General features: G+C 32.3%; 11 protein-coding genes. 3 read left to right on the forward strand and 8 right to left on the reverse strand.

Annotated features, from left to right (window positions below):
* From Q0873_RS05630 to Q0873_RS05640, 3 genes are all read right to left on the reverse strand, one after another.
* Complete coding sequence (locus tag Q0873_RS05630) at positions 1 to 1,224, reverse strand: hypothetical protein (RefSeq protein WP_299104957.1); 1,224 nt, start codon at positions 1,222 to 1,224, stop codon at positions 1 to 3.
* 10 nt (positions 1,225 to 1,234) lie between these two features.
* On the reverse strand, positions 1,235 to 2,050 hold the full coding sequence (locus tag Q0873_RS05635) for a hypothetical protein (RefSeq protein ID WP_299104958.1): 816 nt from the start codon (positions 2,048 to 2,050) through the stop codon (positions 1,235 to 1,237).
* Between the two features lie 287 nt (positions 2,051 to 2,337).
* The gene (locus tag Q0873_RS05640; protein WP_299104959.1) at positions 2,338 to 7,854 is read right to left on the reverse strand and encodes an MG2 domain-containing protein; all 5,517 of its coding nucleotides are present in this window, start codon (positions 7,852 to 7,854) and stop codon (positions 2,338 to 2,340) included.
* A gap of 265 nt (positions 7,855 to 8,119) precedes the next feature.
* On the opposite strand from Q0873_RS05640, the gene Q0873_RS05645 reads away from it, so the two are divergent.
* Positions 8,120 to 8,701 carry a tRNA-(ms[2]io[6]A)-hydroxylase gene (locus Q0873_RS05645; protein ID WP_299104960.1) on the forward strand — a complete coding sequence of 194 codons (582 nt, stop codon included), beginning with the start codon at positions 8,120 to 8,122 and terminating at the stop codon, positions 8,699 to 8,701.
* Positions 8,701 to 9,135: a DUF4268 domain-containing protein gene (locus Q0873_RS05650; RefSeq protein WP_299104962.1), complete on the forward strand. Its 435-nt coding sequence runs from the start codon at positions 8,701 to 8,703 to the stop codon at positions 9,133 to 9,135. Before Q0873_RS05645 ends, Q0873_RS05650 begins: the two co-directional genes overlap by 1 nt.
* On the opposite strand, the gene Q0873_RS05655 is transcribed toward Q0873_RS05650, so the two are convergent.
* Both Q0873_RS05655 and Q0873_RS05660 read right to left on the reverse strand, forming a co-directional pair.
* Positions 9,132 to 10,073, reverse strand: a complete 942-nt coding sequence (locus Q0873_RS05655) for a C1 family peptidase (RefSeq protein ID WP_299104964.1) — start codon at positions 10,071 to 10,073, stop codon at positions 9,132 to 9,134. The two genes, Q0873_RS05650 and Q0873_RS05655, sit on opposite strands and share 4 nt — an antisense overlap.
* A gap of 114 nt (positions 10,074 to 10,187) precedes the next feature.
* On the reverse strand, positions 10,188 to 10,526 hold the full coding sequence (locus Q0873_RS05660; protein WP_299104966.1) for a DUF4870 domain-containing protein: 339 nt from the start codon (positions 10,524 to 10,526) through the stop codon (positions 10,188 to 10,190).
* 197 nt (positions 10,527 to 10,723) lie between these two features.
* On the opposite strand from Q0873_RS05660, the gene Q0873_RS05665 reads away from it, so the two are divergent.
* Positions 10,724 to 11,215: a CAP domain-containing protein gene (locus Q0873_RS05665; RefSeq protein ID WP_299104967.1), complete on the forward strand. Its 492-nt coding sequence runs from the start codon at positions 10,724 to 10,726 to the stop codon at positions 11,213 to 11,215.
* A 95-nt stretch (positions 11,216 to 11,310) separates the two neighbouring features.
* Here Q0873_RS05665 and Q0873_RS05670 read toward each other — a convergent pair whose 3' ends face one another.
* The 3 genes from Q0873_RS05670 to Q0873_RS05680 form a co-directional block, all read right to left on the reverse strand.
* Positions 11,311 to 13,200, reverse strand: a complete 1,890-nt coding sequence (locus tag Q0873_RS05670) for an OmpA family protein (protein WP_299104968.1) — start codon at positions 13,198 to 13,200, stop codon at positions 11,311 to 11,313.
* A gap of 11 nt (positions 13,201 to 13,211) precedes the next feature.
* Entirely contained in the window at positions 13,212 to 14,156 is a 945-nt protein-coding gene (locus tag Q0873_RS05675) for a type IX secretion system membrane protein PorP/SprF (protein WP_299104969.1), read from the reverse strand.
* A gap of 9 nt (positions 14,157 to 14,165) precedes the next feature.
* Positions 14,166 to 17,216, reverse strand: a 3,051-nt coding sequence (locus Q0873_RS05680) for a gliding motility-associated C-terminal domain-containing protein (protein WP_299104970.1), incomplete at its 5' end; no start/stop codon positions are given.

A 17,216-nucleotide genomic window follows, 5' to 3' on the forward strand; every position in this document is an offset into this window, starting at 1 on the left:
TTATCTTTTTACTGCACTTGGAAAAATATATGCTCCACTATGTACATTGATCACACTTTCTCCAGAACCTCTATAAATACCTAAACCATACGATTTTTCATTATACGCTAACAACATTCCTACCATATGTAGTTCTTGATTTTCAAAAGTATATACTTGCTGATCTACGTATTGTTGTACCATATAATTGCTTCTTTCATTATCTAATATACGGTGCCATTCTTCTTTTGTAGTTTCATCTTTAACGTACATATCTATTCCTCTTCCTCCACTACTCTTTTTTAAGATCCAATTGTCATTAGTCGTTTTTAAGGTATTGATTAAGTTTTCATCTATTAAAGGATACGATGGAATTAAAAACTTTTTTAAAAAGGTATAGTCTTCAGTACTAATAAAGCTTTTCATTACTTCTGCATCATATAACACAGATAAAATTCGCTTATCATGAACCAAAATAATTGTTCGTATATCATTAATACATTTTTCAGACCTAATTAAATGTTTTAATACTTCAGCATCTATATCCTTGAGCTCTTCTCTGTCCATTTCAAGAATAAATTGTGTTGCTCGATTCTCACCAACCATCAATTTTTCGGTTATTACATAAAAATCATTAGGAGAAACATCCTTAATTTTATATCCGAGTTTATTTAGCTCATCAAAAAACAAATAGGCTTCTGTTCCCTTTTCTTTATTATGTACATAATAGATTAGTTCATTTTTATGAAAACTATTCGCTATTTCTTTGATTAAATTAGTTTGATGCGATATAGGTTTACATTTAGAATATAATGCATATACTTCTTGAAGTATTTCATTCATATAATAGCTTATCATCCATCCGTTTATAGGGTATCTACAACCTATTTCACATATTTTTGGTCGTCCTTGTTTATCAAATAGAATATCTGGCCTATACATTCCTACTTCATAAGGTATAGATACTCCTAATTTCAAAATATTTTCTAATTCTTCATCTAAATCAAATAGTTGTTGTATTCTTTCATTTTCGAAATAATTCAACACTATTTTTTTTAAAACTGTATTAAGAATCTTGATTAATCTTTGAAACTCTATTAATAAATCATCGTTAACAAGAAAAGGAACTCTTTTAAATAAACTAAAATCATGAGAAAGACCCTTATAGTATTTCTCTAACAGTAACTTATAGTTAGTATCTAAGAGTTTCTTTTCTGTTGTATCTAAAAAATCAGTAGCAATCATACTCTAATTTTTAATAGGTATACTCTTTTGAAAGCTCTCTTTTTAATACCCCCATTACCTCTGATTTTAAGCGTAAATAATCATCTACAATCTCTTTCAAATCATATTCTTTAATATCTATATTAAATGCTTTAGCATATGAGTTCACAGCATCAACAGCATGGAAAAAATGATCTTTTTCTGTAGGACCACAATGCACTCTAATCCAAGCTAATGATTTATCGATTTCAGATTCCGTTAAACGTCCTTCTTCTTTTAGCCAATTCTCGAATAATGGAATTATAAACTCTACTTCACCATGGGTATAAATCTCATGAACTAAAGTGGTTAATAGACCAATCATGATATCTCTATTTCGTAAAGAGTTCTTATCCTTCCAAGCTTTAAAGTCGACTGCCTCTTGTGTTAAATATTCGTGGGATAACCAAGAATCATCTTCTGCAATGCTTGTAGCCATATTATAAAATAACTTAGAGTGTAGTATTCTTCCAACAACAGCTAAATCTTCATCTACAATCCTGTTTAAACTTGATACTGCTCTAAACAAATCGTATTCACTATTTACTTCCTTTTTTTTATGAATAATCATAGTCATACGATTACTTAATCCTGCTACAGTCATGGCGCTATTATTCGTCTGACTCCAGCTTTTAAAGAAAGTATTCAAAATTTCCTTTGATTGCTTTTGAGAGGTAAATTCTCTAAAAGACTCTTCTATCACTGAAAATTGTTCTTCTTGTTGCGGAAAATACGTTTGCAACTGTGTTTTTAAGTGTGAATTCTCCATTTGATCTATTACCGGAGAAATAATTGAAATTAAATTCATAATACATAAGTTTTGGTTGGTTAATCTATTACTACCACTAGTTTAAGATTTAAAACTTATGTTTTAGCTCAGAAAAGTAACAGGCGTTAAATAATTGGGCATAAATGACATATAATGTACACCTTAAAATTTCAGAGCAAATTTAATTTTTGTTCTTTCAAATCTGCGCATCACATTAATTAAGAGATTACTTCAAGAATAAGATCTCTTACAATGACTTATAAAAACAAAAACTACTTTACAATTTAATGCAAAGTAGTTTTTATATGTCCTTATAAATTAAATTTTTATTTCACCACGTTCACCCATCTTCCTTTGTTTCTAGAAATATAGTCGTTATCATACATAGCTTCAACCTGAATTCCTGGTAAATAGTATGTTCCTAAATAAGATGCATTTAACAATACTCTAAATGTTTTTGTTTCATAAGCCTTCAATGTAAAATAGTTACTAATACTAGCATCTCTTATATCTGTATAATCGACATTAGAAGAAGTTGTGCTATTTCCGAAATCGGTAAAGCGAGTATTCACTATTTCCCAACCAGATGGAATGTATTGCGTCAATGCTACGTTTTCTACTTTTCTATTGGTTGTATTTCTAACCGTAACTTCTGCAATAAAATTACTTCCCTGAGTTAACTTGTCTGGTTCAATTTGAGTTCCTTCTTTGGTTTTATAAAGTACTTTTGATTCTAAATTTTTCTGAAAAGCTTTCTCTTCTCCTACTGGTAAAATTCCTTTGTTTAAAACTCTAACATACAATACTCCTCTTCCTTTATTGTTCAGCTTAACTACATTTTCTTTTTTAAGTTGAACCATGTCTTTAACATACAAAGATTTTGAAGTATTCACATTATTGTTTTCTCCATTAAAAGCATAGGTTGCTTCAATTCCACTATTTTCTCCGTTTCTTAAAGCATATTGACTTATGGCTAACAAACTATAGGCCGTTGTTTGCGTACTCATCCATTGATTTCCAGAAAGACTTTCTGATATTTCTTTAGCTAGCTTAATAGCTTTTGTATCATCATTTAACAAGGTATAAGTTTCTAAAGCCATGGCTTTATTTCTTGTTTCAGAACCATAGTTATAATAATTAGTACGTCTGTAAGATTCTGAAGTAAGTGATCTTAAAATTGACTTTGCTACTGATTCTTTTCCTATTAAAGCATAAGCTGCTGCCAATCGCATTTTGGCTTCGTTAGAAATCCCATTAGTTTCTCTTAAACGGTTCATCGATGCTAAATCAGGACTGTTTGCTAAACTCAGTGTATACAATCTATAAGCCTGTGATAAAGCATTGTTATAATAAGAATTTCCATTTCTCCAATTTCGAGCTTGTTGCTTTTGATAACCAATCCATTTAGATCTAAATCCAATTGGTAATGCATATCCCTTTTTAGCTGCTTCTATCATAAAATGTCCAGCATATGAGGTTCCCCAACTATTTGCAGACCTCGATCCTTGCCAATAAGACAACCCTCCATTAGATAATTGAAAATCTGATAATCGCTGAATGGTTGCTTTGATATTTCTTTCTATCGATTGTTTTTTCTCATCTGATAACTCAAAAATCTCTGTTAAATATACCTGTGGAAATGCACTTGAAGTAGTTTGTTCAACACATCCATGTGGGTATTGAATTAAGTATCCCAATCGTTTTGTAAAATTCATAGGAGGTAATGTTGACAGCTCAATACTAGCACCATTTGTTCCTTCGGTACCAAATGTTGCAAAACTTATTTCACTTTGCTCATTTGCTTTCAATACCATGTCTTTTACTTCTGTAGTAACAGGATTTGGATTTAACACATCAATCTCTACTTCATAAGTAGCTTTCTCTCTTCCTGAACTCGCTTCTACTTTAACCTTTCCTATTCCTTTAAAGTCATTTACCTTTAATGTAAAATAAGCCATTTTCTCATCAGGTTGGGTAAAATTGATTGTTTTAGTTTTATCTCCTACAATCGTATACGACTCATTTGATGCTACCGTTACTTTTACATTTTTAATAGATGGTTTCATTGCAAATACAGTAACCGGTAAGGTAACGGTTTCTTGTGGTGTTATCTTTCTTGGTAAAGATGCTAAGACCATCACTGGTTTACGAACAAAAGCTGTTTTTTCATCGCTTCCATATGCTTCTTTCTTGATATCCGTTGCTACCACCATAGCTCTTACAGACCCCACATATTTTGGAATTTTAATTTCATGCTTCTCAGTAGCTCCTTTCTTTAATTCAAAAGGTCCTAAGTAGGTTACCATTGGCTTAAAACGATTTGCTTTTCTGTTTTTACTTCCTGCCTCAGCTTCATCTCCTCCAATACTTAAAATCTGATTTACTTTACCTCCATACGCACCAATAACATCATCAAAAACATCCCATGTTTTTACTCCTAAGGACTGACGCGCATAAAAGGTGCTCCAAGGGTTTGGAGTTTTAAATCTAGTTAAATCTAACAAACCTTCATCTACTACAGCAATGGTATATGTCATTGGCTTTCCATCCTTCTCTTTTACACTAATCGTTGCTGTTGATTCTGGTCTTATCTCTTCCGCTAGACTTATTTCTGGTGCTAATTTCGTTGCGGGATCATTTACAAGCATAGGAATTGAACCATACATTCTTATAGGTAAATCATTTACTGTTTGTGCATGCTTTTGTAATAATGAAATGTTTACAAATACATTTGGTGTGTAGCTTGGTAATACAGGAAAAGAGAATTCTGTTTGCTTTGCCTGTGTTTCTACCCAAAAATGGCTCAATACTTCTGTACCATTTTCTATCGTAACTAATGCACGCCCACCTTCAGAACTAGGAAATTTAACTGTTGCTGTTTCATTTACTTGATAACTCTCCTTATCTGTTGTAAAAACTAACATGGTTGCATTTGTTTTATCTTGACTTCCTTTCTTTCTTCCATACCAAGATGGCCAATCAAAATAAACTACTGAAGAAGTTACATGCTTACTTTTCTTATCTGTTACTTTAATTAAGTAACGTCCCCAATCATTCTCATCAATTTTTAAATCGAAGCTTCCTTTTCCATTTGCATTTGTGCTAACTTTAAGTGTTTTGTAAGATTGATGGTAACGCGTTCCGTCATAACTTGATAACCCGTTATCTGATGCACTCCACCACCATCTCCAAGATAGTTTATATACTTTTACGTCTAAGCTATTAGTTATGGCTTTTCCGTTTTCATTAACAGTAGCTACATTGAAAGTATATTTTTCATCTGTAAACAAATAATTCTTTGATTGCGTTTCTTCTGCATTCAATAATCCTACATAACTTGTATAAGGTGATACCTTTTTTGAAAAAACATCTGTGCTAAAATCTCCTCCATTTTCATATACTTTCGTAATAAAACTAGCTTTTAACATCCCAGGAGCCTTAGTTGATAATGTTGGTCTTACTGAAAAATTAGTTGTTCCTTCATTATTCAATTTTCCATCTAGAACTGAAAATTCCTCTGTTCCAAAACGTCTAGTTACATCATCAAAATTGTAATTATTAAACTTAGGAAAAGTTGTTTTTGTTTGTGTAAACTTCCCTTTGATATCTAATTTTAAATTTCGAGCAATAGCTCCATGCAACCATTTTACTTCAACATCTCCTGCAATAGGTTCTTTCGCTTTGAAATAATCTGGTTTAGCATCAAATTTTATTTTTAAACGATTTGGTTTTATCGTTTCTATCTTTAATGTCTTATTAAAAACAGCTCCACCAACACTTACCTTTAACTTCCAATTTCCAGTAATTGCTTCTGAATTGGTTTTTGGACTATACCCATATACATTTGTAGTATTTTTAAACAATACCTTTCGCTCTACAATTTTCCCTTGTGGATTGCTTAACTCAAATTTTATTGGATGATTTTCTGGTAACGGATTTGCATTATCATTCAAAACAAATGTGAGGTACAATTGATCTCCTGGTCTCCATACACCTCTTTCCCCATAAATATATCCTTTAATTCCTTTTTGAAGTTTGGTTCCAGATACATCAAATTTACTCATTGACAATGCATTTCCATCATTGAGTTTGATATACGTAGTGTTATTGTTCTTACTTACCACAGCAAAAAAGGCATTCGTAACATCATCAAAAGTCGCAATCCCTTCTTTATCTGATTTTGTATTTACAATAGGTTGTTTTTGTAAATTATATAAGGTTACATTGGCTCCATCTACAGGTGTAGCTGTCAACAAGTTCGTAACCGCAATAAAGGTTTTATTGTTATTTCCTTTTTTTATAATAGCTCCCAAATTGGTCGCTAAAATATTGGTGCTTTTATCTTTATTGTAATAGTAAGAAGTAGTGCATGGATTTTCTCTATCACGCCAATTGTAACTATAGTAATCATCATTATAATAATTCGGATTATTATATGCTTCTTCTTTGATTTCTTTCTTTCCGTATACGATAGTCGCAGTATTACTTGCTCCATCACATGAATAATTAGAATACTCTTTATGAAACCCTAATTCTACTCGATACATAGCTCCATCTTCTACAGAAATAATATCAGCTAAATCAAAAGCAAATGCATTTTCCTTGTCCAGATTCAGTCCTTGATTCGATAAATCAACAGTATACTTTGCTATGGGCCTTCCTACGTAACGTAAATTACCTTGATTACCCAAGTTATTATACTGTAAAAATTGCAATACGTTATCTTTATAAACCTTATAAATAGTAGCATCTACAGCTCTAAGATTTACTGCTTTAAAATTGATTTTTAAGTTTTCTGAATTTGGTAAAATTGTACCACTTTTAATAAAACTAACTTCTGGCTTTATTTGTTCAAAGTGCAAGGTTTTTGTGAAGCCATTTTTTAAACTATATCCACTAACATTTTTAATTCCTTTAAAAACTTCGATATCTACTTTATTCTTAAAAGAAGCTGTAGGATAAATGGTAACTATATTATTGTTTACTTTATACGTAAACCTTCTTCTTTGTGTATTAGAAAACTGAATTAACCCTTTCAAATCTTGCGATTTTTGGATAGGATCTGAAAAACTTATTTCAATATGTTGTTTATCCGTATCAAGAACTTCTACATTTAATACTTTAAAATTATTTTTCCCTGTTATAGTTATTTCTCGATCTCCCTTTGAATTTGATCCAATTACGTTACCATTCCATAAAACATGTAAAGAAGTATCCTCTATTTTTCTTTCTAAGCTATCTATTTTAAAATATACTTTTGATACATACTTTTCGTTGGTATCAAAGTTTATTGCCTTCACTTTTCCTTGATATTTTGCACTTAAAATGTCTGAAAGTAAACTACTTTCTACAACATCGCTTGTCGTTAAACTTCCTTCTACATAATATAAGTCTTTAGAATACACTTTTGGTGATTCTAAGGATACATTAAATAATAATTCTTTTGTTTTTAGCTTTACCGTTAAGTTTTTTAAATCACTTTCCACATCGTCATACAACTTTGACAAATGCAATGTTACCGTATATTCCTTATTGTTCTCAAGTTTATTTTGAGGTACAAAACTTAGCATATTGTCTTTCAAAACAACTTCTCCTGCTACTTTTGGAGAAACGGAAATAACATCATCTTTAATCTCTGTTACTTTCGGACTCTTTTTTAAAAGAAACTGTAAGTTTGCCGTTGTAGAAATTAGCTTTTCAGGATATACACTTATATACTCACTAAAGGCATTGATATTACTTTCTACTTTAGAATCTTTTTTACAAGAAACGGTTAATAAAATGATTAATACACTGAGAAATTTAATATTTCTTGATAGTTGCTGTGGAAGATTTACTTTCATTCTAGTACTGTTTTTGATAGCTTTTTAATTGAATACTAAAGTTACTGAAAATGTAGCTATCTAAATTCTAAATTTAGAATTCGTATCACTTCAATGAGTATTCGTGTTAATTGCAATTTTAATTAGGTTAACTAAGTATGGATAACTCCTTAAAGCTTTTGAATATTACTTAGTAATTAAGGCCTAAACAAAACTAGCCATTTTAAACTTTTGAAATACAATTTATGCTATATATTTTTTACTTTTACACCCAGAAATAAAGAACATGTTAGGATTAAAATTTGAAACAGAAACTTCTTGGGTAGATGTTGCAGCGAACGGACTAGAACAATTATTAACAGATCATGCATTTGCAGAGCAAAAAGCAGCTTCTAATGCAGTATCTATTATTATTAATTATTCTGAAGAAACTGCATTAGTGAAAGATATGAGCGATATTGCTATTGAAGAAATGGAACATTTTAGAATGGTGCATAATTTAATGGTAGATCGAGGAATGGTTTTAGGGCAAGCTACTAAGAATGACTATGCTTTAAAATTACAACAGTTCTTCCCTAAATCTTCTAATAGAACAGAAGCTTTAGTACATCGTTTATTGGTTGCTGCCTTAATTGAAGCTCGTAGTTGTGAACGTTTTAAAGTATTTTCTGACAATATGAAAGATGAACAACTAGCTACTTTTTATCGTGATTTAATGGTTTCTGAGGCAAATCATTATACTTTGTTCTTAGGATACGCTCGTACTTACATGGGCAGAGAAGTTGTTGATAAAAAATGGAATGACTTATTGGCCTTTGAAGCTGATATGATGAAAAATAGAGGAACCATTGCTAAAGTTCACGGATAGTGTTTAGTAGAGAAGAATCAGCTCGTTTACGTAAAGAGTTTTGGACTAGTTTTGGAAAATCTTTTCCAAGAAAATGGTTGTTGTACAATACCAAAATAAAAGGGTTTGCTTTTAAGTTTCAAGCAGATCGAAAAAAGGCGTCTGTTTGTTTAGATTTTGAACATTTAGATGAAGATGCTAATGAGCTATTATACGATCAAATGCTTTCTTTGAGAAAACTATTAGAAGCCGAAATTCCTGAGGTGATTTATGACGCTACTTTTGAATTAGAAAGCGGGAAAATAATTAGACGTATTTATGTTCCTTATGAAAAGAAATTTAGCATTCATAATAAAAATACTTGGAGAGATTGCTACGAGTTTTTCGTAGCAACCATGTCCAAATTTGAGTTATTCTTCTACGAATATGAAGATTTTATTAAGCAGGCCATTTAAAACCAGCCTCGTTTTTTCACCTTCACTTTTTTAATAATCAATGCTTCAATAGCAAATATTTCGTGAAAATCATAGCTAACACGCTCATAACCTCCTACTCTCCATTGAGGTCCGTATGAGTTTTTAATGATAAAGCCTTTATTGTCATAGCCTATAATAGTTACTGCGTGCCCTATGTATTGATCACCGGTATCACTAAATTCCATAGAAACTGTTCCATCAACTATTTGTTGATTTATGTTTGGATACCATCCTTTAGCTGCTGAGTACTTTAAAAAGTTACCATTAGGTCCTCTTACTTTAAATCCCTTATCAGGTGTTATCGTTTGAAAATTTCTTGAAGCGTATGACTTCCATGCGGGCTTATATAATATAGGATAAGAAACAGGAATAGCTTTGACTCCACTTCTTAAAAGATATTTTAGATACTCCACATTTTTTGCTTTCTTACCTTCTAAGTATTCATATTCATCAACAAATACAACAGCCTTATCTTTATACTTAGTTAATAGGGTAACAAATCCTATTTCACTTTCAATCATATAAGCATCAAACTGTGTTTCATTCATAGACCTTACCTTATCGTAATTTAATTTATATGGCAAATACTTTTCTTCTATAGCCCCATCTCTTATTAAGGAGTTTGGATAGTGCATTAAAAAATGTCCCCTTTTAATTTTAGCGTCTTTTGCAAACTGATACCCTTTCTGTAAAGCATACAAGTATTTTTCACTTAAATCTTTCGGAACTCCAGGAAATGTTTCTAAGGTAGCAGCAATGGCAAAAGCTGTACATGTATATTTTACACCTTGGTGCTTAACAGGAGATTGACTTTTCCAATGTACTACAGGTAATAAATTACTTACTGTATTTAGTTTTTGTGCTTTTATACCCATAATAGGTAGAAGAAACACTATTAAAAAAAGTACTTTTTTCATTATATAATTATGTTTTGGTTAGTTTAGTTCTATAAATTTACCAATAATTATAAATGGAAAAACACCCTTTTAACAAGAGTGTTTTTCTTTTGATTTATATAAAATTTCTTTTTTCTAACTAAAAAATTGGATGGTAAAAGGATAATTAGGTTCTTCTCCATTACTTGCTTTTACTGCATTTACAATTGGAAATATAAAATAGAAAGCTCCTATAACAAGAAATCCTAATAAACCTAAACCGAAAAACAGAATCATAGGAATGCATAACAGCAAGTATAAAAACATTGATATTCTAAAATTTATAATAGATTTACCATGTTCATCCATCCCCAAAACTTCATCTTTTTTTACTGCCCATAATATTAACGGCACTATAAGTCCGCCTATCCCTGTTATAAAATCTAATAACTGACTTAAATGGGTTAATACTAATAATTCTTTATTCTTTCTCATCCTTAATAATAATTTGGTTAATGTATATATAAGACGACATAATGCCTTATTTGTTACAATATTATGTCGGACATAGGGTATAAAAACAAACAGGAAAAACACCCTTAATAGCTAAAAATCAATAATTTAATTTGGCTCACTAGGTGTTTTAGTCTTATATTTGCACCCGTATTATTTAACCCCAAAACCCCTAAATAATGAATAACTTACCCCTAAAGTTATTGATAGTAGCTTGCGCGCTATTTTTAACGTCGTGCTCTTCAAACGAAGTTGAACTAGTAGAAAACAATATTGAACTTACCGTAAACCTTACCGAAAAGTCTATTGAAGCAGATATCTTAGCTAATGTTAATGAATACAGAATTAGCAAAGGGTATGCTCCTTTAAACAAATTACAGGCTATTAAATCTCAAACTAGTAATCATACGAATTATATGATTCAGCAAAGTAAAATTTCTCATGACAATTTTTACAAACGCAAAGAGTATTTAATTAGTAATGCTGGTGCTATTGGAGTTGGAGAAAATGTAGCCTATGGCTATTCTTCTGCTGCATCTGTTGTAAACGCTTGGATTAAAAGTGAAGGACACAGAAAGAACATTGAAGGTGATTTTACTCATTTCGAGGTTACAGCTGAAAAAGATGCTAATGGTAAATGGTATTTTACTAACATCTTTGTAAGGAAGTAAGAAACCTTTAAAATCAAAGAACCCCTAATTCTCTCCTTCCTACCAGATTAAATTAGAGGTTCCGAACTACTCGGGAAACTTTAAATAACTACAAGCTATTCATAATTATTTAGAATTATAAATTTAGATCTTCTATTCTCTTGATGTTCCTCTTCAGTACATCGAACATAATTTTTACATTTATTTACCAATTGCTTCTCGCCATACCCAATTGCACTTTGAATTCTATGAGGAGCTATACCTCTTGAAATAATATAATCTCTCGTAGATTTTGCACGTCTATCTGATAATATTTCATTGTATCTATCACTTCCTCGGCTATCTGTATGTGCTTCAATTTTTATGATCATCTTTGGATGATTGTTCATTACTTTTACAACAAACTCTAATTCATATGCTGCATCTGGTCTAATATTCCATTTATTAAAATCAAAAAATATTGGGTTAATAACTATTTCTTTTCCAACAATTAAAGGTGTCAAGTATAAATCTTGCAGAATCTCTTGGTCTCTCTCCTCGGTAGATTCTGTATTTTGTATATCGTCTTTGTAATCTAGTTTTGTTCCTCTTAATGTAAATTTTCTGTTCTTACACTTTACTTCAAAAGTATATGTTGCATCTTCTTGAGTAACAAATCTTTTAACAACTTTTCCTGTCGAATCTATCAACTCTACCAATGTGTTGGGTAAAAGCTCTTTTGTTCTTTTATCAAATGTTTTTCCTTTAAGGTATTGAAAACATTCTACAATTTTAAAACTATAAATATCATCTCTACCTTTACCTTCAGGTCTGTTAGATGAAAAATATCCTGTTCTATTTCCTTCATTCATAAAAAAACCAAAATCATCGTACCCACTATTAAAGGGAGCTCCTAAGTTCTCTGCCTCTGATGTAGCATTTTCAGATAATGATACTTTATATATATCTAATAATCCAAGATTCTTATGACCGTCTGATGAAAAATACAATGTATTATCCTTCGCTATATATGGAAACATTTCTTTTCCTGAAGTATTTACTTTTCCTCCTAAGTTTTGAGGTGTCCCAAAAGTTCCATCTTCTAAAATTGCTACTTTATAAATATCTGCTTGTCCGAATCCATCTGGTCTATCCGATACAAAATAAAGTGTTTTTTCATCAGGACTTAAAGCTGGATGCCCATTCGAATGAAGCTCACTATTGATAGGTAATTCTTGAATATTACTCCATGTTCCATTAACTAACTCTGCTTTGAATATTTTTAGATGTGAAGTACCTTCTTTATTGTGTTCCAATTCATTTTTTTCATCCAAATTATTCCTAGTAAAATACATTGTTTTCCCATCTTTGGTAATTGTTAAACTAGATTCATGAAAACCTGTATTTAACTTTGTGGATACAACTGGAATAATATCTTCTATTGTTTTTTCTTGAGTATCTTCAATAATCTTTCCTTGATACAAATCTAAATAAGGCTCATTATTCCATTCATAAAGGGCTCCGTTTTCGTTTTTTGCTGATGCAAAATAGAACTTTCCATTATGTACATATGGTCCAAAATCTGAGTTTTTAGTATTTATCCTCATGTTAGAAATTCGTACTGAATCTCTATGAAGTGTTTTTAACTTCTCATGATTTACATTAAGTGTATTGACATAACTTTCAGGCAACTTTTTCAACCATGTTTCTGCCTCTTTATAATCTCCAACACTTCTTAAAGATTGTGCATATCTATAAATACTCTCGTTATCTACTAAACCTCCTTCTCTTTTACTTGCCAATTTATACCAATAAACAGCTTGTTTTGAATCAGAGTTATTATAGTAACAATCTGCTAACTTACTAAGCAAATCAACTCCATCATCTCCCCTATTTATTGCATTTCTATAAAACTCAGCTGCTTTAATATATGCATATTCTTTATAGAATTTATCGGCTACTTTTCTTTGTGAAAAAATGCTAAATGATATAAAAGATAGTAGTAAAAGTGTAATTCTTGTTTTCATAATCATACATTTTAAAAATATCTAGGAGATTTTGTTCGAAACGATTTATCCCTTACAAATTCAAACATCAATAAAATCTCGTGCGTTCCGTTTGAATATTGTTGAATATCTGATAAAGGGTATTCATAAGCATACCCTATTCGGAATTGTTTAGATACTTGAAAATCTACCAAAGCACCTAAGCCACCTGTATTTTCGTTAATTCTATAGGCTGCTCCCAACCAAAACTTTTCATTAAATAAAAAATTGGCTGTAACATCATAGGACATAGGAGCACCATTGGTTGCTTTAATTAATGCTGCTGGTTTAAACTTAACACTACTGTTCAAGTCAAAAACATATCCTCCTGTTAAATAATACACCGCTCTATCTACTACACCATAATCTATTCCGTTTACTCGAATTTCATTATGATCAATATTCAGCATTCTTGGCGAAGATAATCCTACATACCATTTTCTATTATGTAAAAACAATCCTGCTCCCATATTAGGTTCCCATCTATTTTGAATTCCCCCAATTCCTGGATCTACTCCTTCGGCAGCAAGTAACTCATTTGCTATTCTATATTGAGAGAATCCTGCTTTTAATCCGAATGCCAATTTTGTTTCTTCACTTAAATTAATTGTATAAGAGAAATCTCCATACAAATAGGTAAAGTTTTCATATCCTAATTGATCATTAATGAATGACAGTCCTAAACCTATTCTCTCATTTCTAAGTGGAGTATGAATTGACAAAGTTTGTGTTTCGGGTGATCTTTCAAAACCAGCCCATTGACTTCTGTGTAATCCCACAATACTTAACACTTCTCTACTTCCTGCATAGGCCGGATTAATTGAAACTGTGTTATACATATACTGCGTAAATTGTGGTAATTGTTGACCTACTACTTCACTTGTAATTGATAAGAATAGCATAAATACTATTGTATAAATTCTGTAATGTTGCTTCATAGCTTATACTTATTTGGTTCCTAAATAAATTGCTCCTGTAAATGGTCTTAAGCCACTATTCTCTAGTTCTACTATGTAGTAGTAAGTTCCCGCTGGTAGTCTTGTTGCTCCTCCAAATGAGGCGCCATCTGTTATTCCATTCCAATTATTTGCATAGTTATTTGATTCGTATACTTTTGATCCCCATCTATTAAAGATTTGTACTTTTACGATGAATCCACAACTCTCAACACCAGTAACCTCAAAGTTTTCATTCCATTGATCTCCATTTGGTGTAACCGCCTTAGATATTACAACGTCTTCTTGTCCACAAGGTAATACCACACAGTCATCATTTATATTTATGGTTACTCTGGTAGTTGCTAAACATCCTTGATTTGGAGCAGTATAACTAAAGACATAATCTCCTAACTCTAAATTTTGTGGATCAAAGGTTCCGTCTGAATTTAGTTCTATATTTCCTGATATTACTTCCCAAGTCACATCTGTACTTGAAGTATCTAAATAATCGTTTAAATCAACTATTCCATCATCAATACATTTCGAATCTGAAACCTCGATTGTAGTGTTGTTTGTTGATACATTAATTACTTGTGTAAACTCTGAGGTATTTCCACAATCGTCGCGTACTATCCAAACTCTTGTTATACTATAATCTGTATCAGTTCCATCAAACGTACTTGTTTCTTCAAAACTCACCTCAGTTACATTTTCTGAACAGTTATCCTCAAACTCTAACTCTGGTATATCTGGAATTGCATCACATTCCACATTAATTTCATCATCTAAAGAACTTACCAAAGTTGGTCCCTCTGTATCTTCAACAGTAATCACTTGCTCATGAGAAGTTTCATTCCCTGCGCAATCACTCACCATCCAAGTTCTTGTTATTGTATAAGATGAAGCACATCCTTCTGCCGATGTTCCTACTACCTCATTGTAAACAACGGTTACTTGTGAATCACAATTATCAGCTCCGGTAAGCACAACTGCTTCTGGAATTGCATCACAACTTACTGTAGCGTCTTCTGGTAAAGTTTCTACGAATGTTGGTGCAGTAGTATCTTCTACGTTAATAGTTTGAACATGTTCTGTAGTATTTCCTGCACAGTCACTTACACTCCATGTTCTGATTATCGTATATACTGAAGGACACTCATCATCATTTCCTGACAATGATTCACTGTAGTTTACAGTTACCTGAGCATCACAATTGTCGGTTGCAGTAAGTACAACTGCTTCTGGAATTGCATCACAACTTACTGTAGTATCCTCCGGTAAAGTTTCTACGAGTGTTGGTGCAGTAGTATCTTCTATCGTTAAGGTTTGTACATGTTCTGTGGTATTTCCTGCACAGTCACTTACACTCCATGTTCTGGTTATCGTATATACTGAAGGACACTCATCATCATTTCCTGACAATGATTCACTGTAGTTTACAGTTACCTGAGCATCACAGTTATCTGTTGCAGTAAGTACAACAGCTTCTGGAATTGCATCACAACTTACTGTAGCGTCTTCTGGTAAAGTTTCTACAAATGTTGGTGCAGTAGTATCTTCGATCGTTAAGGTTTGTACATGTTCTGTAGTATTTCCTGCACAGTCACTTACACTCCAGGTTCTTGTAATCGTATAAACTGAAGGACACTCATCATCATTTCCTGATAATGATTCATTGTAGTTTACAGTTACCTGAGTATCACAGTTATCTGTTGCCGTAAGTACAACTGCTTCTGGAATTGTATCACAACTTACTGTAGTGTCTTCTGGTAATGCTTCTACAAATGTTGGTGCAGTAGTATCTTCGATCGTTAAGGTTTGTACATGTTCTGTAGTATTTCCTGCACAGTCACTTACACTCCATGTTCTGGTTATCGTATATACTGAAGGACACTCATCATCATTTCCTGACAATGATTCACTGTAGTTTACAGTTACCTGAGCATCACAATTGTCTGTTGCCGTAAGTACAACAGCTTCTGGAATTGCATCACAACTTACTGTAGCGTCTTCTGGTAAAGTTTCTACAAATGTTGGTGCAGTAGTATCTTCGATCGTTAAGGTTTGTACATGTTCTGTAGTATTTCCTGCACAGTCACTTACACTCCAGGTTCTTGTAATCGTATAAACTGAAGGACACTCATCATCATTTCCTGATAATGATTCACTGTAGTTTACAGTTACCTGAGCATCACAATTGTCGGTTGCAGTAAGTACAACTACTTCTGGAATTGCATCACAACTTACTGTAGCATCTTCTGGTAAAGTTTCTACAAATGTTGGTGCAGTAGTATCTTCGATCGTTAAGGTTTGTACATGTTCTGCAGTATTTCCTGCACAGTCACTTACACTCCAGGTTCTTGTAATCGTATAAACTGAAGGACACTCATCATCATTTCCTGATAATGATTCACTGTAGTTTACAGTTACCTGAGCATCACAATTGTCTGTTGCCGTAAGTACAACAGCTTCTGGAATTGTATCACAACTTACTGTAGCATCTTCAGGTAAAGTTTCTACAAATGTTGGTGCAGTAGTATCTTCGATCGTTAAGGTTTGTACATGTTCTGCAGTATTTCCTGCACAGTCACTTACACTCCAGGTTCTTGTAATCGTATAAACTGAAGGACACTCATCATCATTTCCTGATAATGATTCACTGTAGTTTACACTTACCTGAGCATCACAATTGTCTGTTGCCGTAAGTACAACAGCTTCTGGAATTGTATCACAACTTACTGTAGCATCTTCTGGTAAAGTTTCTACAAATGTTGGTGCAGTAGTATCTTCGATCGTTAAGGTTTGTACATGTTCTGTAGTATTTCCTGCACAGTCACTTACACTCCAGGTTCTTGTAATCGTATATACTGAAGGACACTCATCATCATTTCCTGACAATGATTCACTGTAGTTTACAGTTACCTGAGCATCACAGTTATCTGTTGCCGTAAGTACAACTGCTTCTGGAATTGCATCACAACTTACTGTAGCATCTTCTGGTAAAGTTTCTACAAATGTTGGTGCAGTAGTATCTTCGATCGTTAAGGTTTGTACATGTTC

Source organism: uncultured Tenacibaculum sp. (genome assembly GCF_947498805.1).
GTDB lineage: Bacteria > Bacteroidota > Bacteroidia > Flavobacteriales > Flavobacteriaceae > Polaribacter.

Bases quoted from the DNA above. Each gene is read 5' to 3' on its own strand.
- Q0873_RS05630 (WP_299104957.1), bottom strand. From the start codon at position 1,224: ATGATTGCTACTGATTTTTTAGATACAACAGAAAAGAAACTCTTAGAT.
- Q0873_RS05635 (WP_299104958.1), bottom strand. From the start codon at position 2,050: ATGAATTTAATTTCAATTATTTCTCCGGTAATAGATCAAATGGAGAAT.
- Q0873_RS05640 (WP_299104959.1), bottom strand. From the start codon at position 7,854: ATGAAAGTAAATCTTCCACAGCAACTATCAAGAAATATTAAATTTCTC.
- Q0873_RS05645 (WP_299104960.1), top strand. From the start codon at position 8,120: ATGTTAGGATTAAAATTTGAAACAGAAACTTCTTGGGTAGATGTTGCA.
- Q0873_RS05655 (WP_299104964.1), bottom strand. From the start codon at position 10,073: ATGAAAAAAGTACTTTTTTTAATAGTGTTTCTTCTACCTATTATGGGT.
- Q0873_RS05660 (WP_299104966.1), bottom strand. From the start codon at position 10,526: ATGAGAAAGAATAAAGAATTATTAGTATTAACCCATTTAAGTCAGTTA.
- Q0873_RS05665 (WP_299104967.1), top strand. From the start codon at position 10,724: ATGAATAACTTACCCCTAAAGTTATTGATAGTAGCTTGCGCGCTATTT.
- Q0873_RS05670 (WP_299104968.1), bottom strand. From the start codon at position 13,200: ATGAAAACAAGAATTACACTTTTACTACTATCTTTTATATCATTTAGC.
- Q0873_RS05675 (WP_299104969.1), bottom strand. From the start codon at position 14,156: ATGAAGCAACATTACAGAATTTATACAATAGTATTTATGCTATTCTTA.